Here is a 25,639-nt window from a genome sequence, read left to right on the forward strand (position 1 = left end):
TTATGCAGTTTGAAGTTGTGATTTTTTATATGCTGAAAGTATCTCTGACTCGTATGTAGAATAGAATTCTGGATCAAAATTAGCCTCAGGAAGATGTTGCATAACATAGTCAACATCTCTTTTTTCTGTTAGCCATTGATCAAAAACTTCATGACGCATTCTAATACCAAATGTATTAATGCCTAAGAATTCTGAGGTTTCTTTATGGTATGATACAGTAATACACTTTGTGTCATCTTCATGTATCCAATGAAATTGTTGTTCATATTCTTTTGGATTACCAAATACCCAACCATAGGTTTGATATTCAATATCTAGAAATTTGGCACTATTAAACCAATGTCCAGGTTTATATTCTGTTTTGTTACCACATATGGTTTGCGCCAGAGTTTCTCCCATCATTCGTCCAGTATACCAAACCGCTTCAATTGGTCTACGATTTCCTATGGCTTCGTGTTGTTCTGCACAATCCCCGATAGCATATATATTAGGGATGTTGGTCTCTAGAAATCGATTTACTTTTATACCACGCCCTAATTCAATTCCAGAATCTTTTAAGAAATCTATATTTGGAGATACTCCAGGAGTAAGCCCTACAACATTACAATCAATTACTTCTCCGGTTTCCTGAACAACAACACCTTTTACTTTTCCGTTCTCATCTGCTATAATTTCTTTAAGGTTTGTTCCTAATCTAAGGTCTATATGATGATTTTGGATATGTCGATTAATCATCCCACTTTCACCAGCAGGTAGTACTGCATCCCAAAAGCTTTTTTCCCGAACTAAGAAAGTAACGGGAATATTACGAGAATTCAACATTTCTGCTAATTCTATACCTATTAATCCACCTCCAACAATCACAGCTCGTTTACAGACCTGATTATTTGGAGCATGTTTTTCGAGATTTTCAAGGTCTTGTTTGTGATACATACCCATTACACCATCAAGATCCTGACCAGGCCATCCAAATTTGTTAGGCTTGGAACCTACTGCAAGAATAAGCTTATCATACCCAAGGGTTTCTCCATTTGAAAATATAAGTTCGTTTGCCTGATGATCTATCTTAGAAACAAAGCTATTTTTAAGTTCAATCCTGTTTTTTTTCCAAAACCAATTTTCATAAGGTTGTGTATGTTCAAATTTCATATGCCCCATATAAATATACATAAGTGCAGTACGAGAAAAGAAATAATCTGTTTCGGCAGAAACTATAGTGATCCTTTTGTCAGACATTTTACGTATATGTCTTGCAGCAGTAACCCCTGAAATTCCATTTCCGATAATCACAATGTGTTCCATAAAGAATAGTTATTGGTTGTCAATATTTAACTAAGAAGTGAAGACTTCGATCAATCAGTCGAATATAAATATAAGAACTTATGTTGTTGAATTAATTTAGAATCAGTCTAAAAACCACTTTGATTGTAAGGAATTTTTGAATTCGGCGTACGGATTAATTTTTAAAAAATTCAAAAAGAAATAATGAAGAAAATTCTATTTTGTTTGTAAGTTGCTGTTTGACCGTTCGACTGAATGCCCATTACCGAGGTAAATTTTAACATTTTATAATATAATAAATTCAATTTTTTAAATATAAGACTGATAAAAAGGTAAAAGATGAAAAAGATAACAATTCTAATATTCCTTCTCTCTATTCAATTTGGGTTTTCTCAAAGTACAGCAGATTTTTTTGCTAAAGCAGATTCTTTTTTTAAGACTCATGTAACCAATGGGAGAGTGAATTATAAAAATATTAAAAAAGACCCGGCATTACTCAATGAGTTGTTAGATATGGCATCAGGAATTAGTGTTTCTAAAAGCAAACCTAAGACCTATCAGGCCTTTTATATTAATGCTTATAATTTGGCGGTAATAAAAGGAATAGTTGCGAAGTATCCAGTAAAATCACCAACGAGTATCAGAGGATTTTTTGATAAGACTACTTATACTTTAGGAGGGAAGAAAACAACACTTAATGATTTAGAGAATAAGATTTTGCGTAAAAACTTCCCTAATGAAGCACGTTTTCACTTTGTGTTAGTTTGTGCAGGTTTGGGTTGTCCTCCTATTATTTCTTCGGCTTATAAGCCATCAAGTTTAGAATCTCAATTACAACGACAAACAGTAAAAGCATTGAATAACCCAAGTTTTATTAAAGTTAAAGGAAAAAAAGTACAATTATCTCAAATTTTTGAATGGTATAAAGGAGACTTTACCCGTAATGGATCAGAAATCGATTATGTAAATAAATTCAGAAAAGAAAAAATTCCTTCGGATGCTAAAATATCTTATTACCCATATAACTGGAGTTTAAATCATATTAAATAATCTCAAATTTTATAATAATAATTAACAATCAAAGTAAGAATTTTTATCAAAGTTTTATAACACAAAACAAACTTTGATAGAGGGCTTCTACACGTAAAAATCACAAAAATGAAAACGAAAAAAATAGTATTAACAGCAATTAGTTTTTTTGTTCTGGCCATTGGTTTAGCTCAAGATGAAGAAGAACAACAAGGATCTGTAATCCAAACATTAACACCTTCTAAATTAATAGGAAAAGGTCAGTTTGATATCAAATGGTTTAATAATTTGTATACACAAACAGAAAGTACTTTTAGTGATGGAGATGAACCCAGACAAACCTTTTTTACTTCTACGATAGAAGCATATACTGGAGTTGGAAATAATAAACGATGGAATGTTGGATTAATACTAGAATTTAGATCAAATGTTGTTGGTGATCGAGATGCTCTTGACGTTTTTAAATTTGATGGAAATAGTAGTACGGCAAGATCAGGGTTTACATCTATCGCACCTTCTGTAAAATTTGTTCCTTTTGAGAATGTAAATAATTTCTCCATACAAAGTTCATTCTTTATTCCATTGGTAGATAACGAAACCGAAAATGGAGTTTTTCTAGATCAAAATGGATTTATTTGGCAGAACAGATTCTTTTATGATTATACATTTCCTGGAAATAAATTTCAAATTTTTGGAGAATTGAATTCTGAATTAAATTTTGGAGAAGAAGAAGATAGTTTTGCAAACAACAGTCTTAGACTAACCCCTGGTGTATTTTTTAGTTATTTCCCAAGTTCTAAATTTACGGTTTTAGCATTGGCACAACATTCAGAACTTATTGATCTTGGTAATGATTTTGATCAAAGTTTTACAGCCTTAGGTGGAGGTGCAAAATATCAGTTGACAAAACAATTAAATATAGAAGCATTATATACTAACTTTGTAGATGGTAGTAATACTGGGTTAGGAGAAACTTTTAATTTAGGATTAAGAGCTGTATTCTAGGCGAGATTATAAATAAATTGTATTTTCAGCAGTAAAAAAAGAATGAGAACTATTTTTTTACTGCTGTTATGTTTTGGTTTCTGTACCTGTTCTGGGCAAAAACCAAAGATTAACGGAGTAAGCTTTGTTGGATCTCCTGATGAGATAACTTCAAAAGCTGTTGATCCCATTATAAAAGTTAATGCAGATTGGGCAGCCGTAATGCCTTTTGGTTTTGTAAAAAGCCTAACAACTCCATCTGTAGTTTTTAATATAGAAAAACAATGGTGGGGAGAACGAAGAGATGGAGCCAAAAGAACAATAGAATTGCTTAATGATCAAGGAATCAAAGTAATGCTAAAACCTCAGATTTGGGTTTGGAGAGGAGAATTTACCGGTAATATCAATATGCAATCTGAAGAAGATTGGAAGGCCTTCGAAAAATCATATGAAAGTTTTATAATGCTTTATGCAGAATTAGCTGAAGAAATGAAAGTGCCTATACTATGCATTGGAACAGAACTACATACATTTGTCCAAAAAAGACCAGGGTTTTGGAATAGATTAATTACTAAAACCAGAACTGTATATCAAGGAGAATTAACGTATGCAGAAAATTGGGATCAATTTGATAAGGCTCCGTTTTGGGATCAAGTTGACTACATAGGGATTGATGCTTATTTTCCAATTTCTAAAAGCCAAACTCCAAATGTAGAAGAATTGAAGCAAGGATGGCAAAAACATAAGAACAATATTACAGCGTTGCAATCCAGGTTTAATAAACCAGTTCTATTCACCGAATATGGATATCGTAGTGTTCATTATACCGGTAAAGAACCTTGGGATTCTAGCAGATCAAATGGAAATGTTGATTTTATAGCCCAGAATAATGCATTAACTGCTTTATATGAAGAGTTTTGGCAAGAACCTTGGTTTGCAGGTGGATTTCTTTGGAAATGGTACCATAACCATGAGGAATCAGGGGGGAAAGATAATAATAGATTCACTATACAAAATAAACCTGCAGAAGATGTGGTAAGATCGTTTTATAAAAAGTGATTAAAAGAATACAACATATCAATATTATAACTGTATTGTTTTTGGGGATTTTGTCTTGTAAAAATGATGATAATTCGGCAATAGCTGATGATTCTCTGGCTTCTTTGATAAAAGATAATACCTTTAATGTGGATAATGTAATTGCATGCGCATCAGGATCTGCTAACGCTACTGAAATTATTGCATATGTTTATCCAAGACCTGGTGCTACAGATATTAGATATTATGAAACAGTAAGTGTTGACGATGATAAAAATGACTACCAAAAATATAGTCAGATATCCATAGAATCTGCTGATTTTTTTAATGGGTATCTTAAGAAATTCACAAGAACTACTGCCGAAGAAAAATGGGTAATTATTACCTTTTTTGAAAATAATGAATTGCATTTATCTAATCCGATTCGACTAAAACACCTCACTAAACCAACTGAATTTTCTAATAATGTTATGGTAAATTCTATGGAAGAAGGAATGCCTGTTTTCACCTGGGGAAATGGTGTTTTTGAAGATAATAAAATTTATTTTCAAATCATTTCAGATATCAGTAACGAATTGCTTTCGGGAACATATACATTCGAAAAACAATTTCAATATTATAAACTAGATAATGTTGTTCTTAATATTACACAAGAACCTCCTCCAGAATTAGACGCAATGAATCAATATGATTTTACTCTTATGGGAGTTAGCGAAGATAACTGGGTAAATCTCTTCATTGAAAAAAGCTTTACACCTTAGTCTTAATAAAATATTAAATTATGTGTAAGAAGAGTTTTGTTTTCTCGTCTACACCAACGTATTGTCTCGTACAACGAAATTGTTATGAAATAGGCTACTATAATAAGGTTTATATTCCAACCAAAAATCAGTATTGTCGATTCTATACTTATGCTTTACAGAGTTGAAGTATCACCATTAAAAACAAAATTATAAACAGATGAAGAACATCCTGCTATCTTTAATTTTTCTGGGGTGTTGTAGTGTGTTTTCGCAAGAATCCAGAATATCAGAATTACAGATTGAAGGGTTAAAAAGAACTAAGGAATCTTTTATACGAAGATTGATAAAAGTAAAGCCTCAATCTATTTATGATTCTTTACGTATAGTAACAGATATTGAGCGCCTTAAACGACTACCTGGTATAGCAAATGCTGAAGCAATTATTACAAATAATACTAATCAAGATTATAATATAACCTATAAAATTGAAGAGAATTTTACAATTATTCCTGGATTTAGCATAGCTACAGATAATAATGATGAATTTGCATATAGAGTTTCACTTTTTGAATTTAACTTGCTAGGTAGGAATCAAATACTAGGTGGATTTTATCAAAGAGATGTTTTTGATTCTTATGGAGGATATTGGGAAGCTCCTTATCTTTTTACTAACAAGTTGGGTTTTGGGATTAATTATAAAAATCTAGTTTCACAAGAGCCAATCTTTTTTGAAGATAATACTGTAAATTATAAATTTGATAGTAAAGCGTTTGAAATCAATTTATTGTACGAATTTAATTTTCATAATAGAGCAGAGATTGGTTTAAATATTGCTAAGGAATCTTATAATTTTATTGATGGAGATTTACCTATAGGAATTCCCTCTAGGCTTGATGCAGATAAATTAATATATAGAGGAGAATATGAGTATAATACGATAGATCTCGAGTATCAGTACGTATCTGGGTTTAGGAGTTTATTAGATGTTAGATTTGTTACGGGAGGTGAAGGACTATTAAATGATTTTTTTATTGGTAGAAATGATTTTGAATACTTTAGAAGAATCGGTAAAAATGGAAATTGGGCAAACCGATTGAGATTTGGATATGCATCTAATGATAGTACTCCTTTTGCTCCTTTTGCGGTGGATAATCAATTAAATATTCGTGGTACTGGAAATACAATAGACAGAGGTACGGCTTCGTTAGTGCTTAATACAGAATATAGACATACCTGGTATGAAAAAGGATGGTTTGTGATCCAGAGTAATGTTTTTGTAGATACTGGAACGTGGAGAAACCCAGGAGGTGATTTAGAAGAATTGGTGGATGGAAGTACTTTAAGATTTTATCCTGGTGCTGGAATTAGATTTATCCATAAACGAATTTTTAATGCGGTGTTTAGATTAGATTACGGATATGGAGTAGGAAATGATGCTACTAATGGGATAACCTTTGGGATTGGTCAGTTTTTCTAAAATGATTATGAGAAGGCTGATACATATAGATTTTGTCGTAATCAGGGTATTTTAGTTTTATAAAAAATAAAAACGTTAATCTGGTACTCAATAAAAATAGGGTTGATTTGGATTTGGTTGTTATATATAAAAAGAAATCGAAAAATATTTAACAATGATAAATTCTGTCATAAAATTAACCGTAATTTTGATATTTTAACATAGATGAAACAACTACTTCAAAAAGAGATACTCTCTGTTCTTCTATTACTATTTTTCTTTTATGGGCGTGCTCAAGAAGGAAAAGTTTTAGATATCATAATACAAGGAAATAATAAAACTAAGACTTCAGCAATATTAAAACATATTTATACAGAACAAGGAAATGTATTAGATTCATTAGCATTAGAACGAGATGTTAAAAGACTTAAAAGATTACCAGCCATTGCACATGCTTATTACCAAGTTCATAATAAAGAAGGAGGCTATGAAATCGTTTATGGAGTCGAAGAGAATTTTACGATAATACCTTCAGCTAACATTTATACTACTAATGATGATGAATTTGCTTTTAGGGTTGGATTGTATGAATTTAATTTATTGGGTCAAAACATAACATTTGGTGGTATATATCAGAATGATATTTATAGCTCTTTCGGAGCAAATCTAAGAGCTCCATATTTATTTGGTAAGCGATTAGGGTTAGCACTTAATTATAGTAACCTGACTACAGAAGAACCTGTGTTTTTAGAAAACGGTATTGCAGATTATAAATATAATAATACATCATATGAGATTTTAGGGTTATACCAGTTTAATTTTCAAAATAGAATCGAATTGGGAGTTAATTATTTTAATGAGGATTATGAATATAAACGAGGTGTTACCGCTGAAGGAATTCCGCAAGATTTTGATGTGAATAAACTGTTGTTTAAGCTTATTTATGAATATGATAATCTAAATTATGATTATCAATATGTTTCTGGTTTTAAAAGTACATTTAACTTGCAATATGTAATTAGTACAGAAAATGTTTTACCCGATTTTGTTATAGGGTGGAATGATTTTCTATATTATCATAGAATTGGAAAAAAAGGGAATTGGGCTTCGAGATTACGCATGGGACTAGCAACCAATGATGACTCTCCTTTTGCTCCATTCGCAGTTGACAATAATCTAAATATTCGCGGAGTTGGAAATACAATCGACAGAGGTACCGGAGTTATAGTACTTAATACAGAATACAGACAAACCTTGTATGAAAAAGATTGGTTTGTGTTGCAAAGTAACGTTTTTGTCGATGGAGGAAGTTGGCGTAACCCAGGAGGAGATTTTGATGACTTTGGAGATTCTCAAAATTTTAGGATATACCCAGGTATAGGTTTACGTTTTATGCACAAAAAGATTTTTAATGCTATTTTTCGTATTGACTATGGATATGGTGTCACAGATGATGCGACCAATGGATTTGTTTTCGGAATCGGACAGTATTTTTAGACACGGATTTAAGTTATACGAAGAGATATAGAAATAGGTTTTGCTTAGCTAAGTAGAACCTATTTCTCTTCTCATCTAAGACTATTTAAACACAAATGCGTGTTTACTGACCCCATACAGCATCCGTTGGGTCGAGGACCACCACCACAAAATAAGCAATCTTCTGGGGGATAGGTTGGGCAATTAGATGTTCTACCCCCATGAATTGATTTTTGTTGGCTTTTACTCAAAGTCTGAGCATTTCTTAAATTCAAAATGTTTTTTAACATAACTAAAGTTTTAAAAGTATAGTTTGCCCAAACATTTATAGACACTCAGGATTATGTTTTTAAATATCTTGTGAGTTTATTTGTTTGATGATTTTAAAAATAAGTAATTATTTCTAATTGTCTTTCTGTACCCAGTCGTACAAGGTTGTGAAGAATTAATTTGTTAAAGATTAGTTAATTAATTACCGAACGTTTGGTAAAAAACTATAATCAGTTATATTTGTACCATAATAAGATCTCAAAAGTAATAGAGTAATCATTAATACAAGATCTGATTGATATTTTTTAAAATCAAAATTTACCGAACGTTTGGTAATTAAAATAAATACACAAATAAATTTAAAAATTATGAGAACACTAAAAACCACATTAAGCCTTATATTGCTTACAATGATGATAGGAATAAACTATTCCTTTACAAGAATAACAGAGAAGATAGACGGTCATCCTACAAAATCAGTGTATGGATCAACAACCTATAAAACCATAGAAGTAAATGGATTAGATATATTTTATAGAGAAGCAGGATCAAAAAATAAACCGACTATTTTACTATTACATGGATATCCAACATCGTCACATATGTTTAGAAATCTAATAGTACAATTATCTAATGATTATCATGTTTTAGCTCCAGATTATCCTGGTTATGGAAGATCAGAACAGCCATTGATGTCAGAGTTTGACTATACTTTTGATAATATGGCGATTATTGTTGAAGGCTTTTTGGAAGCACTAAAAGTCGAAAAATTTAGTGTATACCTTATGGATTATGGAGCTCCGGTTGGGTTTAGAATTGCATCAAAATATCCTGATAGAATAGAGTCATTACTTATTCAAAATGGTAATGCGTATGAAGAAGGAATTACTGATTTTTGGAACCCACTTAAAAAATATTGGAATGATTACTCTGTAGAGAACGGAAAAGCTTTGGAAGGGTTTCATAATATTGATGGCTTAAAATGGCAATATACTAATGGAGTTAAAGACGTTAGCAAGATTAGTCCTGATAATTGGCAAATAGATCTACAACACCTAACTCGTAAAGAGAATAACGAGATTCAATTAGCGATGTTTTATGATTATAGGACTAACATACAGTTATATCCAAAATGGCAAAAATATCTAAGAGATCATCAACCTCCTACACTAATTGTTTGGGGTAAAAATGATAATATTTTTCCTGCAGAAGGGGCGCATCCTTATAAAAGAGATTTAAAAAACATAGAGTTTCATTTGTTAGATACAGGTCACTTTGCTTTAGAGGACAAAGGAGATGAAATTGCTAACTATATTCTTAACTTTTTGAAAAAGAATAATATAAAATAATACAGGATTTAATTCAACAAAAAACTCTGAGTAGTATATTGCTCAGAGTTTTTGTATTGAATATTTACGTTATTGTTTCATGAAAATTGATGTATCAATATCGGTTTTAAACTTAATATTCGTCCAATTTGTAGTTGTGTATTGTTTTCCAATAATTTCACCATTCCAATTTGCTTCGATATATTTTCTTTTTGTAGCAATCTTGATTCCGTCTATAGTTTCATATTCAAAAGTCATAAGACTAGGTTCTTTTATACCAAAGCCTTCTACCGTAAATAAAAATTGATCTACTAATTTGGTGGCTTTGTTTATATAAAGTACGTATGTATCCTTTACATCTCCTATATTATTTCCAAAGGTCATTTTAATGAGATGATAATCCTGTCCATTTACTTTTTTACTTCCCATCAATTCATGATGTACTCCTTCATCTAAAAGTTTAAAAAACATAGCAAACCAATAGTAGTTGGTTTTACGCAGAAATCTTGCTATACCATTGGCTTTCTCATCAGTGGATAGTATACCATTAATACTGACCCATGCGTTTTGTCCATCAAATCCTTCGATTACTTTACCGGCATCTCCTAAAAGACTATGTTCTGAATATTTGGCATAGGATAACTCTTTATCAAAAACATATGTCTCCTTACTTTTAAGATGAATTTTGGCAGTCTGATTTATGTATTCATAATCATAAGAAACATTTCCTTTTGCATAGAAATTTTGTTTTCCTCCTAAAGTGTTCATCATTTCTGTGATAAGTTGCTTTGCATCCTGACCATAGTTTAAAACAGTAAAGATCAATGCAAAAATTGTTATTACATTTTTTTTCATAGTTTTTAGTTTTTAAGATTTAAATATTGATATACAGCAGTAAAATCGAGATCTCCTAATCCATACTGTTTTGCCTGAGCAAAAATTTCTTTGGTGGTATTAAGACTCGGAGATGCTATGTCGTTTTCATAAGCAGAAATACTGGAAAGGTGCAAATCCTTTAGTATTAATTTTAAAGGGAAATTAGTTTCATAATCTTCATTTTCTAGTTTGGGACGAATAGAAGATATTACTGGAGAAACTACTGGAGTGTTTAACAGGATATTAAAAAGAGTTTCTTTTTCTAACCCCATTGCTTCTCCCATGACCAAAGCTTCTGCAAATGCAACTATAGATTGACCCAAAAGCTGATTGATAAGTATTTTTATGGCAGCTGCTTTACCCACTTCACCCAGATGTATTGTCTTTTTGCCCATGATATCAAAAAGAGGAGAACTTTCTTCTATGTCTTTTTTATCGCCACCTACAAGAAATAATAATTCTCCTTTTTCTGCTGGACCAGTTGTGCCTGCTACGGGAGCATCTATATAACGAATCTTATATTTTTTTGATTGTTGGGCCATGTCTTCGGTGAAAGATGGATGTACAGTGCTACAATTAATCCAAATGCTGTTTTTTGCCATACCACTAAATAAACCGTTTTTTTCTGTAGCAATTTCTTTTACAACTTCAGGAGTAGAAAGCATAGTGATAACAAAGTGAGATTTTTCTCCTACTTCTTTTGCAGAATTGGCCCAAACTGCTCCATTTTTAATTAAAGTATCAGCTTTTTCTTTTGTTCTATTATAAACGATAAGTTCATAACCTTCTTTTTGTAAGTTAGTCGCCATACGACTTCCCATAATACCTAAGCCGATAAAACCTATTTTTTTCATTTTTGTATATTTTTAAATTATATACAAATGTCCTTAGTAATGAATAAAATAAGTTTTCAGAAAAGCAAAAACTAGTGTTTTTCGGTCAAAATATTAGATCAACATATCTTTTCTATGATTGATCTGAAATTGTTTGGGAGAGATATGAAATTCTTTATGGAAAGCTTTGATAAAATGAGAAGTATTTTCGTAGCCCACTTGTAAAGCAATGCTGGTTACAGAATCACTTTTTTCTTTAAGAAGAAAAGAAGCTTTTTTTAATCTTTTTTTGATCAACCATTTCTTAGGTGAGATATCGAATTTAGATTTAAAATCTCTCCTAAATGTTGAAATACTTCTACCTGTAAGATAAGCATAATCTTCTATGTCAAGGGGCTTATCAAAATTCTCTTCCATAAAGAGTTTGATATTTTTTTTACCTCTTTTTTTTAAACACTGTAGTTTGCCTATAAATTGATCCCCTTTCTCAGAAAGACTAATAAGATGTAGTAATTCTAGTAGTTTTGGTTTTGTAAACTGATATAGGCTTTTACCTCTATATAGGGTAATCAAAGTGTCAGTAAATAACCTTAAGTTCTGATCATAATTAAAAATTAGTGTTTTAGGAAGGTTTTCTAACGCATATAAATCAAAACCGGCTAAAAATTCATCACATATTTCTTTATCAAAAAAGAAGACCACAGCTTCAAAAGATTCGTTTTTTGGGATAATGTCAGAAATCATATATAACCCTTTAGGTAATAAAATGATTTGATTTTTATTAATAATACTAATTTCTCCTTCAGGAGTTTCTATTTGTAGAGCTCCATTAAGAACAATGGTTAATGCGTGAGCAGCAACATAACGTTGGTTCTGTAGATCGCTATGCTCTACTTTTTTAAGTATAACACAAGAAAGTCCATCGACAAGGATGTTTTCTATTTTGGGATGTTGATAAAATGCTTGTGGTACAACTTTCATGATATACAAAAATCAATAAAATAGCTAGGACTAAATATCGTTTTTTGTTAAAATTAGTGTTTTTCGGTCAAAATATATTGGATTAAAAGAGGTATACATAGCCGATTTAAAAACCTTTTAGATGTTAACTAACTACTTTTTCTTTATAATAACGATATAAGTCTTCAGAAGAAGCACCCATCCATCGTCTCATATGAATATTCAAGAAATGATATTGTAATCGCCAGACTCCAACTTCACGATATCGCCTGGCTGATGTTACTACATATTTAGGAATAATTACAAATTGATCAATAGCAAAAAGACGATCAACGAGATCGTTATCTTCATAAACAATAAATGACTCATCATACCCTTTAATTTGTTGAAAAAGTAATGCAGTAATGAATTGACTTTGATCCCCTCCTCGACAACGTTTACTCTCAAATTGGGTTAACCAGCCCAAAAAACGTAACCACCAGTGATTAGAATCAAATTTCATACGAAAACATCCGGCTTTGTTTCCTTTTTTGACTTCTTCTATAATGCTATGATCATAATGTTTAGGAGGAAAAGAATCTGCATGAAGAAAATATAAGATTTCACCTTTGGCATTTGCAGCTCCCATATTTAGTTGTCTTGCTCTACCTTTTTTTGATGGAACAAGCTTAACCTTGACTTTTTCACTCTTTGAAATCGTATTAACAATTTCCTGTGACCCATCTGTACTTCCTCCATCAACAACGATAATTTCCTCTATGTTTCCTTTATTTCTAATGGATCTAATGAGATGAGAAACCAAAACCTGAATAGTTTCGGCTTCATTAAGAATGGGAATAACAATAGATATTTTCAACTTTAGCGCTTATTTAATATTTAGTACGTTTTACTAATAATAACATTACACAACTAAAAATTAATAAATTTCTGACAATTCTGTTTTTAAAATAGACTTTTTCTTTGTTTTCGAAGGGTGTGCCTAGTTATTTTTATACAATTAATCTCATTGTAAAATGATTTATTAGTAATAAAAGACATCAATTTAAGAATGCTATTGTATTAATCAACAAAAACTATATCATGATATTTAAACGATACTAATTTTAAACCAAAGGTACGTATAAATGTCAAAAATGTTTAATTACTCATTAAGACTCCAATCATAATCTTTATATCCCTTTTTAGGTTGTTTCCCTATTTTTACTAAAGCATATCTATTGATAAAATCTTTTACATCACCTCCGTTAACTTTAAAATCCTTTTTGTACCAGGTAAATATTTTTGATACATTAACTTCTTCATCGGTGATAGTATTTCGGGTAGGGTCATTTATAAATTTCTTGGTTTGTTGATCCAAAGCTTCATTAACATTCTCTGCGGTATATGCTCTATTCCAAACAATTGGACAAGAAAAAGAAGCGCAATTAATTGCAAAATGAATTCTGGGGTCTCCAAACTTTCTAAGGATTTTATGTTCTAATTCCCCTAAGCTATACCATTCCCCATTAATTTTAAAGAATTTTTTACCCCATGGATTGTCCAAATCTTTAATGCTTTTAAGCGGATAGCTATCAATGATAAGTTTTATGGTATACGCATTATAAGCATTAATCCAATAGGCTAACTTTTCTTCTCTAGTCCAATCTTCTTTTGGTGGATTCGCTGATAGCTGCGAAAAATATTGATAAAGTTGAGAGCTATCTCTCATAAAACCATTATAATTTACTTTTCCTTCTTCGTTTACATTTAATAATAATGCTTGGTCCCAGATACTATGATCAAAAGTATTTTGGGCTTGTGTTTGATTTATAAATATTACAGCTAGCAGAGCTAATATAAATTTTGGAGCTTTCATTTTTTTACTTTTTTTGAAGGGTTAATCGATATTCATATGGATTTTTCATTTACGTTCGCGATAACATTTTTATCCATAATATGAAACATTAGTAGAAAATTAAGAAATGAACTTACAGGAAGAATTTAATTTCTTATAATTTTGAAATTATTGAGACAATACAGGAAGTGAAGAATTATGGAGTGTTTTGCAGATCTCAAAATAAATACAAACATTTGATTATTAATCATTTGTGTTGTTTTTGTTTAGCCGGAATAGATGAGTGATTTCCTATAGTATTACTTTAGAAAAGAAAAAAATATTGATTTTAAATAGTTAAAATAAGTATACTGTTATTTTAGGATTCGTTCAAATTCCAGTCATAAACTCTATAACTTTTTTTGGCCTTCTCATTGATTTTAGTTTTAGAATAGACATTCAAAAACTGAATCAAAGTTCCCATTGTTTTAAAATCTTTACCAAACCACAGAAATATTTTCGAAAGTTTAATAGCGTTTGCACTTATAGTATTGTGTTTGGTGTCATTAATAAAAGAAGTTGTGAGTTTTTCTAGTTCTTGATCAACATTTTGTGCTGTAAATGATTTATTTGATAAACGAGGACATGATAATGATGCACAATTAATACCAAAATGAATTCTGGGATCTTTCATTTTTCTTAGAATTCTATGTTCTATGTCATTAAGTGTATACCATTTTGCTCCTAGTTTGATGAATCGAAGTTCCCAGGGGTTTTCAATGTCTTTAATACTTTTTAAAGGATAATTATCGATAATTAATTTCACTGTAAATGCATTATAAGCATTTATCCAGTATGCTAATTTATCTGATTTATTCCAGCTCTCCTTAGGCATGTTTTTACTTAATATATTGAGATATGTCCTAAGTTTTGACTTATCTTGTTTAAATCCCTTGTAGTTTACTATTCCCTTGGCAGAAACATGCTTTTGTAGTAAATAATTCCATATTTTATGATCAAAAGCTTCGTTACTTTTTTTTGGTTCTATAGTAACTACGGGTGTTTTTTGTAGAGGTTTTTCAGTTTCTGGAGCTTTTTCTTCTATTGGGGTAATGATTTTTGGAAGATTTACTTTTTTCTCATCTTCTAATATAGAATCGTCTTGTACTACTTTTTCCTCTGGTTCCTGTATTTTGGTTGGAGTTGTATTTTGTGCTATAGTTTTACTTCCACTACAGGAAAAAAATAAACATATTGATAAAGTAAAAAGTATATTCTTCATTCTAGACATAGCTTTTTTGTTTAAACAGTTTCTATTTTATTAGATGAAATCTCTAATAAAAAGTAAATCATCTATGATGTTTAATGTGAAAACAAAATTCACGCCATACTCTTTATCAGAATATAACCTGTGTTCATGTTACTATTGCTCATTTAGTGCCCAATCATATTCTTTATATCCGTTTTTAGGTATTTTTTGAATTTTTACGTCAGAATAAAGGTTGATAAATTCGGTAACATTTCCATTATTAAAGTCATCCTTGTACCACTCAAATATTTGGGATAAACTAACTTGATCTTCTGTAATTATATTTTTTGTAGGATCATTAATAAAATCTTTGGTACATTTTTCTAAGGCTTCATTGATATTTTTGGCAGTGTATGCCATGTTCATTAGTTTGGGAGAAGAACTAGAAGCGCAATTGATTATAAAATGAATTCTGGGTTCATTAAACTTTCTCAAGATCTTATGTTCTATATCATCTAGACTATAACGTTTATCTTTTATTCTAAAGAACTTTTGATTCCATGGATCATGAAGCTCATTGATATTTTTTACAGGATAATTATCTATAATCATTTTTACGGCAATAGAATTATATGCATTAACCCAATAAGCTAGTTTTTCTTCTCTGGTCCATTCTTCTGTTGGAGGATTGTTTGATAATGACCTAAAATATTGATAGAATAGAGGGCTGTCTTTCATAACTCCTTCATAATTTACTTTTCCATCTTCTGAGACATTAAGAATAAGAATTTGATCCCAGACCGAATGGTCTGCCTTGTCTTGAGCTTTAGCTTTAAAACAAAATAGAACAACGACAAGGGCTAGCAGTGTTATACTATGTTTTTTACTTGTTTTCATTTGAAGTTTAAAATTATAAGGTTCTAACAATTAGTTTAAGAGTCTTATTCTCCATAAAAGTACTGAAATAATCGATAAAATGCAATTTTAGGAGTTTTATTGTATTCTTTGAGTTAATTTTGTCTTAAAATATTTACTTGTTTATTTTTAGACATCCATATGACATTTAATTACAGTTTTGATAAAGAGAATACAATTGCGATATTACTTTTTGATTACCAAAAAGCAACTTTAGATTTCTCTTTTGCAGAATTAAAAACTACAACATGATCATTGTAGAGGAATTTTCTATGGAGACTTATAAAATCTAGTATTTGTTGATAATATATAGTACGTAAAACCTCGAATTCGAGGTCTTCAAATTCGAGGCTTTTAAATTTTAAAAAGCTATAAAGTTTAGTTGTTATTTGTACTTGTTATAGGAGTAACTTTATCTTTTTTATTTAAACTCCAGTCATATGTAATATAGCTATCTTTTGATATTTTATTAATTTTTACTGTTGAATATTGATTTATAAAATCAATTACATCGATATTATTATTATCAAAATCTTCTTTATACCATTCAAATACTTGTGAAATTTTAACAGTACTTGAGGTGATTTGATTTCTCTGAGGATCATTAATAAATTCTCTAGTTCGTTCATCAAGAGCTTCACTTATATTAGCACTTGTATAAGCTCTGTTCCATAATCTGGGAGATGACATAGATCCACAGTTAAGTAAAAAATGTATCCTGGGATCACCAAATTTTCTTAAAATATCATGCTCTATATCGTCTAGGCTATATCGGACACCTTCTGATTTAAAAGTTTTTCGTTTCCAAGGGTTTTCAAGGTCATTTATTGATTCTACAGGATAATCGTCGATTATCATTTTCATTGCTGTAGCATTGTAAACATTGAGCCAGTAGGCCAATTTCTCTTGGTTGCTCCAACTTTCTTTTGGAGAAATCTTGCAGAGGTATCTAAAATAGTCATAAAATACAGCAACATCTTTGGTCACTCCATTATAGTCTACCATTCCGTCTGTTTGTACATTGAGAATTAAAATTCGATCCCAGGCAGAATGATCAACTTTTTCTTGAGCATAAATATTATTAAATAGTAAGAGTAATAAAATAAAGTAGGCGGTTTTAAGAGGCTTCATTTTGTTAGTTTTTATTGAGGTTAGTATTTATTTCAGGGGTAGATAACCTGTAAGGTACAAAAAAAATGGATATAATACATGTTTCCAGTGGTTTAAGTAGGAAAATACTTCGTAAAAAAGATGTGATTAGGTTATATTAACCACTATTTGATGGGAATAATAAAGTAGAATGTTTTGCTTAAGGATTTACTGTATTTTATTTGTATTTATGATTGATAATTGTATGAATTCATAAAAACTATTGTTAAGAAACTCTATTGATAAATATTAGATAAGGCTTTTGTAAATAAAGTAACCTCTTCTGTAGTTCCTGTACTAATTCTACACCAATTAAAAAAGGGAGGAAAAGGTCGACCGATTAATACTCCTTTATCCATCATCTCTTTATGTAGTGTTCTTATATCTTTGCCTGTTTTAAAGAAAATGAAGTTTGTATTTGATTTTACATATGGTAACTCAAAAGTATCTAGTGTTTTGTATATCATTTCTTTTGCTTCACGAGTTTTTTGCAAACTAAATTCATAAAACTCCTTGTCATTTAAAGCGGTTTTGGCTGCAGCGATCGCAGGAACATTACTATAAGCAACCATGTTTTTTCTAAGTTTTTGAGTCAGAGCTGGTTTGGCGATAAGATAACCAATGCGCATACCTGCCATGCCATACACTTTTGAGAATGTTCTGGAGACGATTACATTCTTGTCTTTTTTCACTAACTCAACCATCGATGGATAATTAGGTTCGTCTATATAATCATAATAGGCTTCATCGCTAAAAAGAATAGTTTTATTACTTATTGTATCACAAAAATCCATCAGTTTTTGGGATGGAAGAATCGTAGAAGTTGGATTATTGGGATTACATAAAAAAACTAGTTTTGTTTTTGAAGAAATCCTCTTTTCGATTTCACTCATGTCGTACCCTTTATCTTCTCCAACTGGCACCCAATTAATAGTAGCACCCCATTGTTTTGCATACGTCATCATTGCCAAAAATGTAGGCTTCCCTGCAATAATTTCTCCTCCGTTAGATGCAAAAGTAAGGCCAGTAATTTTTAACCCTTCTGTAGAACCTCCGCATATGATGATATGATCTTTGGTTACTCCTTCTTTTTTAGCAAGAATTTCTGCTAGTTCATCGGCATAAGCGTATGGATATCGACAGCTATGATCAAAAGATGATATAATAGCTTCTCTTACTTTTTTTGATGGACCATATGGATTTTCATTAGAACTTAATCGAATCAGCTTTGAAAATGGTCTTGGGTTAAATTTTATTGTTTCTTCTAATATTAATGCGTTAGCGATATGCATTCCTCCAAATAATGCTAGGCTACCTCCTAACGAAGTAGATTTCAGCCATTGTCTTCTGTTCATGATATTCTATCTTTAAAATGATTTGCCTTCTAAAGATAGTAATTTATTGATTTTGAAAAGATAAGAGTTAAGTAAATAATGGTTAGAAGATATGTGAAAAGATAAAAAAAGAAGCCGAAAATACATACATTATTTTCGACTTCCACATTATAGTTAGTTAGCCATCGCTTTTAACAGCATCCACCACCATCATAATGATAAGTCGATTCGCTAATAAATATATCATCTCTGCCGAGATCAGCTAAAGCTCCAGCAGTTTTGTCGCATATAGCAATAGGTTGATTTTTTAGGAGTACGTGACCTTTCTTGTCATCAAAATAATCTTCATCTCCATAATAAATTGCAGCCTTTCCAGTAAAAATACAAGGTCCATCTTCTGGCATTGGATCTTTAATTGCAGCCACTTCAATTGATTCGATGTAAATTAACTCATCGGTATCATAGTTTTTTGGATCCAGAATCCTATAAGGTTTACGAGCTCTAATTTCTATAGTTCCAAAGCCAACATCTGTTAATGCTTTTACATATTCTGCAATGGGTAAACTTCCGCTCAAACATAAAGCTCTTAATCGCTCATCATTACGAAGATTATCATTCATGGGTTGTTCACAAGTTGGATCACTCATTACTAATCTTCCATGAGGTTTTAATACACGATACATTTCTTCAATAGCTTTTTTTAAATCATCTGCTTTAAAAATGTTAAACAGACAATTTTGTGCAGCTACATCTATACTATTGTCTTCAACAGGTAAATTTAATGCATCACCATATCTAAGATCTACAAATTCGCTTTTAAACCAATCGTTTTGGGCTTCAGCTTCTTTAAAATTTTTGCGAGAAGCCTCTAGCATTTCTTCAACAACATCGACACCAATAACACCACTTTTTTGACGAGAAAAATAAGAGAATTGTAATAATTCCATTCCACCACCAACACCTACATATAAGGTTTTTGGATTATTCGTTAAGTCACGTGCATTTACTGTACTACCGCATCCGTAATTCATTTCTTGCATGATTTTCGGAATTTTAAGGCCTGGTAGTTCCCAAATAGGGTTTGTAGTACAACATAAACCTACATCTGGTGTTAATGCCGCTTCTTTATATACATCGTGTGTAGTTTCTAAATAGCTCATAAACTGATTTTTGTTTTCCTTTGAGGTTATCTCAGGTTATAAATAATTTTATCGAAAAGGATAGATATACCTTTCTGAAATTATAGAATTTTTAATTTATAAAGATTTGATTAATTCTTTGAACAACAGTATCATTTCCGGTTCTGCTTTACCTGCCATTGCAATGATTTCATCTATATTAATGGGTTTAAGATTGTCTGGATCACATTCATCTGTTAAAACAGATACCGCTGCAACCGGAAGATCCAAGTGATTAGCCACAATAACCTCGGGAACGGTGCTCATTCCTACAGCATCTGCACCGATAATTTTTAAGTAACGATATTCTGCTCTGGTTTCTAATTGAGGTCCCATAACAGACACATATACTCCTTTATGGAGATTGATATTGTTATCTTTGGCAATGGTTTCTAATTTTGAATTTATACTAAGGTCGTAAGGAGCACTCATATCTGTAAAGCGACTTCCTAATTGCTCAACTCCTTTAAATGCTAAGGGAGAACCTCCTTGTAAATTAATATGATCATCAATAAGCATTAATTCCCCCTTTTTGAAGTTTAAATTAATTGCTCCAGAAGCGTTAGATACTAATAGTGTTTTTATTCCTAATTTATGCATGACTCTAACAGGGTAGGTTACGTCCTGGAGCGAATAGCCCTCATAGAGATGAAAACGACCTTGCATAACTACAACAGTCTTACCTTCAATTTTTCCATAAATTAATTTTCCTTTATGAAATTCTACAGTAGCTGTAGGGAAATTGGGGATATGATTATAACTTATCTCCTGAATGATTTCTATTTCATTAATCAATTGCCCTAATCCAGTACCTAGTATAATACCTATTTCTGGATTTTCGAAACCCCTTCCTTGAAGGAATTCTGTTGTTTCTTCAATGTATTTTGTCATTAGTCTATAAATTTTTGAAAAGCCGAAATGTCTTTGATATCATCATAATAGTCAATGTCGTTACGAACTTCTAATAGTTTTATATTATTTTCTTTTAAATCTTCTAGTGTATCCTGGAGAACAGTATCTGTACCCCAGTTTTTATTTTTAAAAACCTGTGAATTTAAGGATTTCATTCCAAATAAATAATATCCTCCATCTTCTGCAGGTCCTAGGACATAATCATGTGTTTCTAGTTCCAGAAAAGCAAGTTCCAGATCTTTTTGACTTAAATCATACATATCACTTCCTATGATAACAACACGCTCAAAACCTTCTCCAAAGCATTCTGCAAAAGCATGTTCCATACGAATACCTAAATCGTAACCTGTTTGTTGTTTTTTATTGTAAACCGAATCATCCCAGAGATCATTTTCTCTAACTTTTACAGAATAATGAACTTCTTTGGTAACATCAAGATTTTTGGTGATATTAACCGTATGTTGTAATAAAAAAGTATAAATATCCAGGGCAGCTTGATCGCCAATAGTTGCTGCAAGTCGTGTTTTACATTTACCCAATTCTGGATTTCGGGTAAAAATCAATAATGCGTTTTTTTCTTTCAATTTGAATATATTTTTTCCCCTTTAGTTAACCATTTTCCCCATTCTTCAGAAAAGGCATGCACTTCTTCAGTAGTTTCTTCATTGGAGTTCATAACAGGAAAGTTTTTGTTTTTCCATTCAAAAATTCCTCCATAAAGATTATAAACATTTGTGTATCCTGCTTTTTTTAGTTTTTCTGATATGTCTTCAGAACGCACTCCCAAACTACAATACACTACGATTTTTGTGTCTTTTGGAATATCTTGTACTGTGACTGTATTCATTTTAAAATGCGTATAACCCACAAATTTTGCATGTTTGATGTGGCTTACTTCATATTCTTTTTTCTCGCGAGCGTCTAACAATAGTACTTGATCCTGGATATCTTTTAATGCTTCAACAGAGATATACGGGACACTCTCGTTGTTGTATTGATCTAACAATTCTTCTAATGAATTTTGAGCACTCATTTTGGGTAAAAACAAGATCATTAATACCCCTATGATATAAGCAACGTTATGTGCCAGAATATTTTTTTTATTCATTTTTTGTTGGAAATGAGATTTTAGGATGTTTTGAAAAATGATTACAATGATCAATATAATTTTGTATACCATGTCTTACTAATTAAAATGATCCATCACTTAGTGGACTTAATTTTAAATATTTGACATTATATGTTTTTTAATGGATGAAACACAAAAAAACAAACAAAGTAGTTTAAGAGAATAAAGTAGAAGGAGATCCTTTATTAAAAAAACGATAGGTGTATATAGTAGTAATACCTGGTACTATAAAATCTGCTATATCTATTTTATATAGAAGTAAGCTTTGTATAATCTTTTTAAGTTTTCCAGAAAGCTTTTTGAAAAAACGAGATATTGATTTAATGTCGTTAATATCATCAATATCTATCAAAACTTCTAGAGTTACCATTTTGATTTTGGTAGTTTCTATAAGTCTAGAGATACATGTGGATAGTTTTTTGGATTGCCAGGGTAGTTTTAAAAATAAATCAACATTAAATTGAGATTTGTGTAATCCCATAAGATAAAACCCTCCATCCAATGATGGTCCTAAAACAAATGTGTTATTTTCAAGTTGTTTGGCACTTTCAATTAAATGATATTTACTAAGGTGTGGAGTATCATTGCCAATAGTAATAACATTGTCATAACCCTTATTATAAACATCTTGTATGGCATTGACAAAACGCTCTCCAAAAGTAACTCCTCGCTGTTCTTTTTCTGTATAGATAAAAAACGGGAGTCCGGTCTGTTTTACAGTAGTAATTGTTTTTCGGGTAAGCTCAGAAAATAAAATTTTACCACCAGTGATATATTTATTTCGCAATTCTTCATGAATCGAATTTGCAAAAATTAATATGGCGGTTTTTTGATTCATTTTGATTTTAGAGTTATGCTACAGTTCCTTGACAACTACTTCCTGCTCCAGCAGTACATCCATAACAGTGTTGTGAGATAATAATATTTCTATTCTGAAGTAATTCCTCGTTGTATTCACTAATATGCTTTACTTTACTCGCTACTTTAAGATCGAGCATCTGATTAAAATCGCAATCATATAACCAACCATCCCAACTTATAGAAATAGTATTAGTACACATCACATTAGCCACAGCCGATGGATTATAGGCTTCTACTAATGCATACATATAATCTTCATAGTTTTCTGAAGCAATCAGATAATCCAAGAATCTACTAATTGGTAAATTAGTAATAGCGAATAAATTATGAAAATGAATACCAAAATCTTCTAATAATGCCTTTTTAAAATCCTTTTCCATGGCTTCTTGATCACCAGGTAAAAATGCTCCAGAAGGATTATATACCAAATCCAATCTTAAACTACTATCAGGCATACCATATCCTCTTTCATTGAGTTCTTGCAAAGCTTTGATAGATTTGTCAAAAACACCATCTCCACGCTGCTTATCAGTTTTTCCTCTGGTCCAATGTGGCATTGAAGAAACTACATGCACATTATGTTTTTTGAAAAAATCAGGAAGATCATAATACTTTTTGTTGGCTCTAATGATGGTGAGATTACTTCTAACAATAAAATCTTTAATTCCAGCTTTACTTGCTTCCTCTACAAACCATCTAAAATTTGGATTCATTTCAGGCGCTCCACCTGTCAAATCCAAAGTGTGGGCTCCTGTCTTTTTAATGACTTCGAGACACTGCTGCATCGTTTCTTTGGTCATGATCTCTTTACGATCAGGTCCCGCGTCTACATGGCAATGTTCACAAACCTGATTGCACATATACCCTACATTGATCTGGAGAATCTCAAGTTTATTAGGACGTAAAGGGAAACGATCAATTTCTGCAATTTTATCTGCAAATTTTGGTAATTCACCATTGGCAAAAATACCGTTATTTAAAATCTCTAGTTGTCTATTAGAATTGGCTAACTGATCATTACGTTTGTGTAGAGATTGTTTTTTTTTGACTTCTGACATCTTCTGTTCTTAAATTATATTTTTAATCGACGAAATCCTTGCCAATATATAGTATAAATGGTTTATGAGCATATAAGGGTAAAACTGATGCTTGTTTTACATAGATAACTTCTCATATTTATTCATCATTTGTACTCCATGCACTAAAGTTGCACCACTTTCTATAGCTGCTCCGGCATGCACTGCTTCCATCATTTCTTCTTTTGTAATTCCTTTCTGCAAGCCATCTTTTGTATAAGCATCAATACAATAAGGGCATTTTACTACATGAGAAACCGCAAGTGCAATAAGAGATTTTTCTCGTGCACTCAAAGCGCCTTCTTCAAAAACTTTGCCGTAGTAATCAAAAAATTTAGTACCTAATTCTTCACTCCATTCTGTGATTTTTCCAAATTTTCTTAAGTCAGAAGGATCATAATATGTTTTAGACATGCTGTATTATTTTTTTTAGTTACAGACATAATTTAGTATATGTCGAGGATATAGTATCATTACTTACAATAAAATTTGATAAAATTAAAAAGTAGGTAAGTGTTTAAAAGTTTAGTAAGATAAAAAACACAAATTAATAAACTGACAATTTTTTTACTGAAAATATATAAATAACAATACAAAGTACCGGTCTTATTAATACTACATTAAGAAAAAAGCTTAATTTAGGCTCGAAATCCTTGCTATAAGGACAAAAAATTCCAAAATCGGAGGTCATGAGGAAAAAAGTTACGCTCAAACAACTTGCTAAAGAATTAAATCTGTCTATTTCTACGGTTTCAAAGTCATTGAAAAATGATCCTGAGATTAGTGAAAAAACAATTAACAGAGTGCATGAACTGGCGAACTTTTATAATTACAAACCAAATGCTCTGGCAGTTAGTTTAAAAAGTAATAAGACCAAAACTATAGGAGTTATATTGCCAGAGATTCTTAATCATTTTTATGCTAAAGCATTGTTTGGAATAGAACAGGCAGCCTCAAAGAATGGGTATAAGATTGTGACTTGTATTACTAATGAATCTCATAAAAAAGAGATAGAATATGTAGAAATGCTAAACTATAGTAGTGTTGATGGGTTTATCGTGGCTTTGAGTCAGGAAACACAAATGGTTAATGAACTTGATCATTTTAAGGTTTTAAAGAGAGATAATGTTCCAATCGTAATGTTTGATAGGGTAAGTGATGAAATAGAATGTGATAAAGTAATTGTAGATGATAAGATTGCTTCTAAAAATGCTATTCAATATCTAATTAATACAGGTTGCACAAAAATTGCTGTAATAACAACAATAAGTAGTGATTTAAGTGTTGCAAAATTAAGATTAGAAGGGGCAAGAGAAATTACAGATAAAAATGATAATGTGTCATTAATAGAGTTACCTGTAAAGGATAATAATAATGTTGAAGATGAAATAGAGAAATTTCTTAAAGATAATAATCTTGATGCTGTTCTTGGTTTAGATGAGACTGCCGCGGCTGTAACTATAAATATGTCGCTAAAATTAGGATATAAAATTCCAAAAGATATTTCGGTAATAGGATTTACTGATGGGTTGTTATCCAGACATTCTTACCCAAAACTTACTACAGTTTCTCAACATGCCGAAGATTTAGGAGCAAAAGCAGCACAGATATTAGTAAATCAATTAGATAATTTTTCTGAAAATTATAAAGTAAAGACAGAAGTTGTAAAAACGTCTTTAATTCTTAGAAATTCTACAAATTAAAGCTATTTAATTATATATGTTTTTTGTTGGAAGCCAACTCTAATTA

25 protein-coding genes are annotated in these 25,639 nt (G+C 31.1%); 8 read left to right on the plus strand and 17 right to left on the minus strand.

Annotated elements, in window-relative coordinates; all coding sequences use genetic code 11:
* Entirely contained in the window at positions 1-1,302 is a 1,302-nt protein-coding gene (locus PQF96_RS23650; RefSeq protein WP_271768926.1) for an NAD(P)/FAD-dependent oxidoreductase, read from the minus strand.
* Positions 1,303-1,620: 318 nt separating this feature from the next.
* Between PQF96_RS23650 and PQF96_RS23655 the strand changes: the two genes are divergently transcribed.
* The 7 genes from PQF96_RS23655 (at position 1,621) to PQF96_RS23685 (ending at position 9,626) form a co-directional block, all read left to right on the plus strand.
* Positions 1,621-2,331, plus strand: a complete 711-nt coding sequence (locus tag PQF96_RS23655) for a DUF547 domain-containing protein (protein ID WP_271768929.1) — start codon at positions 1,621-1,623, stop codon at positions 2,329-2,331.
* 108 nt (positions 2,332-2,439) lie between these two features.
* Positions 2,440-3,315 carry a transporter family protein gene (locus PQF96_RS23660; protein WP_109434181.1) on the plus strand — a complete coding sequence of 292 codons (876 nt, stop codon included), beginning with the start codon at positions 2,440-2,442 and terminating at the stop codon, positions 3,313-3,315.
* Between the two features lie 42 nt (positions 3,316-3,357).
* Positions 3,358-4,353 carry a glycoside hydrolase family 113 gene (locus tag PQF96_RS23665; RefSeq protein WP_271768932.1) on the plus strand — a complete coding sequence of 332 codons (996 nt, stop codon included), beginning with the start codon at positions 3,358-3,360 and terminating at the stop codon, positions 4,351-4,353.
* Positions 4,350-5,093 carry a hypothetical protein gene (locus PQF96_RS23670; protein WP_109434179.1) on the plus strand — a complete coding sequence of 248 codons (744 nt, stop codon included), beginning with the start codon at positions 4,350-4,352 and terminating at the stop codon, positions 5,091-5,093. Before PQF96_RS23665 ends, PQF96_RS23670 begins: the two co-directional genes overlap by 4 nt.
* Positions 5,094-5,292: 199 nt before the next feature.
* On the plus strand, positions 5,293-6,552 hold the full coding sequence (locus PQF96_RS23675; protein ID WP_143916984.1) for a POTRA domain-containing protein: 1,260 nt from the start codon (positions 5,293-5,295) through the stop codon (positions 6,550-6,552).
* 204 nt (positions 6,553-6,756) lie between these two features.
* A complete protein-coding gene (locus tag PQF96_RS23680; RefSeq protein ID WP_109434177.1) occupies positions 6,757-8,028 on the plus strand; it encodes a POTRA domain-containing protein in 1,272 nt (423 codons plus the stop codon).
* Positions 8,029-8,645: 617 nt separating this feature from the next.
* Positions 8,646-9,626 carry an alpha/beta fold hydrolase gene (locus PQF96_RS23685; RefSeq protein WP_271768934.1) on the plus strand — a complete coding sequence of 327 codons (981 nt, stop codon included), beginning with the start codon at positions 8,646-8,648 and terminating at the stop codon, positions 9,624-9,626.
* 69 nt (positions 9,627-9,695) lie between these two features.
* On the opposite strand, the gene PQF96_RS23690 is transcribed toward PQF96_RS23685, so the two are convergent.
* The 16 genes from PQF96_RS23690 to PQF96_RS23765 form a co-directional block, all read right to left on the minus strand.
* Positions 9,696-10,460 carry an outer membrane lipoprotein-sorting protein gene (locus PQF96_RS23690; protein WP_143916985.1) on the minus strand — a complete coding sequence of 255 codons (765 nt, stop codon included), beginning with the start codon at positions 10,458-10,460 and terminating at the stop codon, positions 9,696-9,698.
* A gap of 5 nt (positions 10,461-10,465) precedes the next feature.
* On the minus strand, positions 10,466-11,335 hold the full coding sequence (locus PQF96_RS23695; protein ID WP_271768937.1) for an NAD(P)-dependent oxidoreductase: 870 nt from the start codon (positions 11,333-11,335) through the stop codon (positions 10,466-10,468).
* Positions 11,336-11,428: 93 nt separating this feature from the next.
* A complete protein-coding gene (locus PQF96_RS23700) occupies positions 11,429-12,295 on the minus strand; it encodes a helix-turn-helix domain-containing protein (RefSeq protein ID WP_109434174.1) in 867 nt (288 codons plus the stop codon).
* 124 nt (positions 12,296-12,419) lie between these two features.
* Positions 12,420-13,130 (minus strand): TIGR04283 family arsenosugar biosynthesis glycosyltransferase, encoded by a 711-nt coding sequence (locus tag PQF96_RS23705; protein WP_109434173.1) that lies wholly within the window; start codon positions 13,128-13,130, stop codon positions 12,420-12,422.
* 285 nt (positions 13,131-13,415) lie between these two features.
* Entirely contained in the window at positions 13,416-14,129 is a 714-nt protein-coding gene (locus PQF96_RS23710) for a DUF547 domain-containing protein (RefSeq protein WP_271768941.1), read from the minus strand.
* A gap of 337 nt (positions 14,130-14,466) precedes the next feature.
* Entirely contained in the window at positions 14,467-15,369 is a 903-nt protein-coding gene (locus PQF96_RS23715; protein WP_271768944.1) for a DUF547 domain-containing protein, read from the minus strand.
* Positions 15,370-15,510: 141 nt separating this feature from the next.
* Positions 15,511-16,233 (minus strand): DUF547 domain-containing protein, encoded by a 723-nt coding sequence (locus tag PQF96_RS23720; RefSeq protein ID WP_109434462.1) that lies wholly within the window; start codon positions 16,231-16,233, stop codon positions 15,511-15,513.
* Positions 16,234-16,629: 396 nt separating this feature from the next.
* A complete protein-coding gene (locus PQF96_RS23725) occupies positions 16,630-17,382 on the minus strand; it encodes a DUF547 domain-containing protein (RefSeq protein WP_109434170.1) in 753 nt (250 codons plus the stop codon).
* A 254-nt stretch (positions 17,383-17,636) separates the two neighbouring features.
* Positions 17,637-18,755 carry a pyridoxal phosphate-dependent aminotransferase gene (locus PQF96_RS23730; protein ID WP_271768946.1) on the minus strand — a complete coding sequence of 373 codons (1,119 nt, stop codon included), beginning with the start codon at positions 18,753-18,755 and terminating at the stop codon, positions 17,637-17,639.
* Between the two features lie 170 nt (positions 18,756-18,925).
* Complete coding sequence (gene arsM, locus PQF96_RS23735; RefSeq protein ID WP_109434168.1) at positions 18,926-19,894, minus strand: arsenosugar biosynthesis arsenite methyltransferase ArsM; 969 nt, start codon at positions 19,892-19,894, stop codon at positions 18,926-18,928.
* A 96-nt stretch (positions 19,895-19,990) separates the two neighbouring features.
* The gene (locus tag PQF96_RS23740; protein WP_109434167.1) at positions 19,991-20,803 is read right to left on the minus strand and encodes a purine-nucleoside phosphorylase; all 813 of its coding nucleotides are present in this window, start codon (positions 20,801-20,803) and stop codon (positions 19,991-19,993) included.
* Complete coding sequence (locus PQF96_RS23745) at positions 20,803-21,408, minus strand: TIGR04282 family arsenosugar biosynthesis glycosyltransferase (protein WP_333968230.1); 606 nt, start codon at positions 21,406-21,408, stop codon at positions 20,803-20,805. Before PQF96_RS23745 ends, PQF96_RS23740 begins: the two co-directional genes overlap by 1 nt.
* Entirely contained in the window at positions 21,405-21,932 is a 528-nt protein-coding gene (locus tag PQF96_RS23750) for a rhodanese-like domain-containing protein (RefSeq protein WP_235010886.1), read from the minus strand. Before PQF96_RS23750 ends, PQF96_RS23745 begins: the two co-directional genes overlap by 4 nt.
* 175 nt (positions 21,933-22,107) lie before the next feature.
* Positions 22,108-22,791, minus strand: a complete 684-nt coding sequence (locus PQF96_RS23755) for a TIGR04282 family arsenosugar biosynthesis glycosyltransferase (RefSeq protein ID WP_271768949.1) — start codon at positions 22,789-22,791, stop codon at positions 22,108-22,110.
* Between the two features lie 13 nt (positions 22,792-22,804).
* A complete protein-coding gene (gene arsS / locus PQF96_RS23760) occupies positions 22,805-23,872 on the minus strand; it encodes an arsenosugar biosynthesis radical SAM (seleno)protein ArsS (RefSeq protein ID WP_109434164.1) in 1,068 nt (355 codons plus the stop codon).
* 96 nt (positions 23,873-23,968) lie between these two features.
* Complete coding sequence (locus tag PQF96_RS23765; protein WP_109434163.1) at positions 23,969-24,304, minus strand: arsenosugar biosynthesis-associated peroxidase-like protein; 336 nt, start codon at positions 24,302-24,304, stop codon at positions 23,969-23,971.
* 275 nt (positions 24,305-24,579) lie between these two features.
* Here PQF96_RS23765 and PQF96_RS23770 point away from each other — a divergent pair, with 275 nt between their 5' ends.
* The gene (locus PQF96_RS23770; RefSeq protein WP_109434162.1) at positions 24,580-25,593 is read left to right on the plus strand and encodes a LacI family DNA-binding transcriptional regulator; all 1,014 of its coding nucleotides are present in this window, start codon (positions 24,580-24,582) and stop codon (positions 25,591-25,593) included.
* The last annotated feature ends 46 nt before the right edge of the window (positions 25,594-25,639 follow it).

Origin of the sequence: Aquimarina algiphila, assembly GCF_947494415.1 — a bacterium.
GTDB lineage: Bacteria > Bacteroidota > Bacteroidia > Flavobacteriales > Flavobacteriaceae > Aquimarina > Aquimarina algiphila.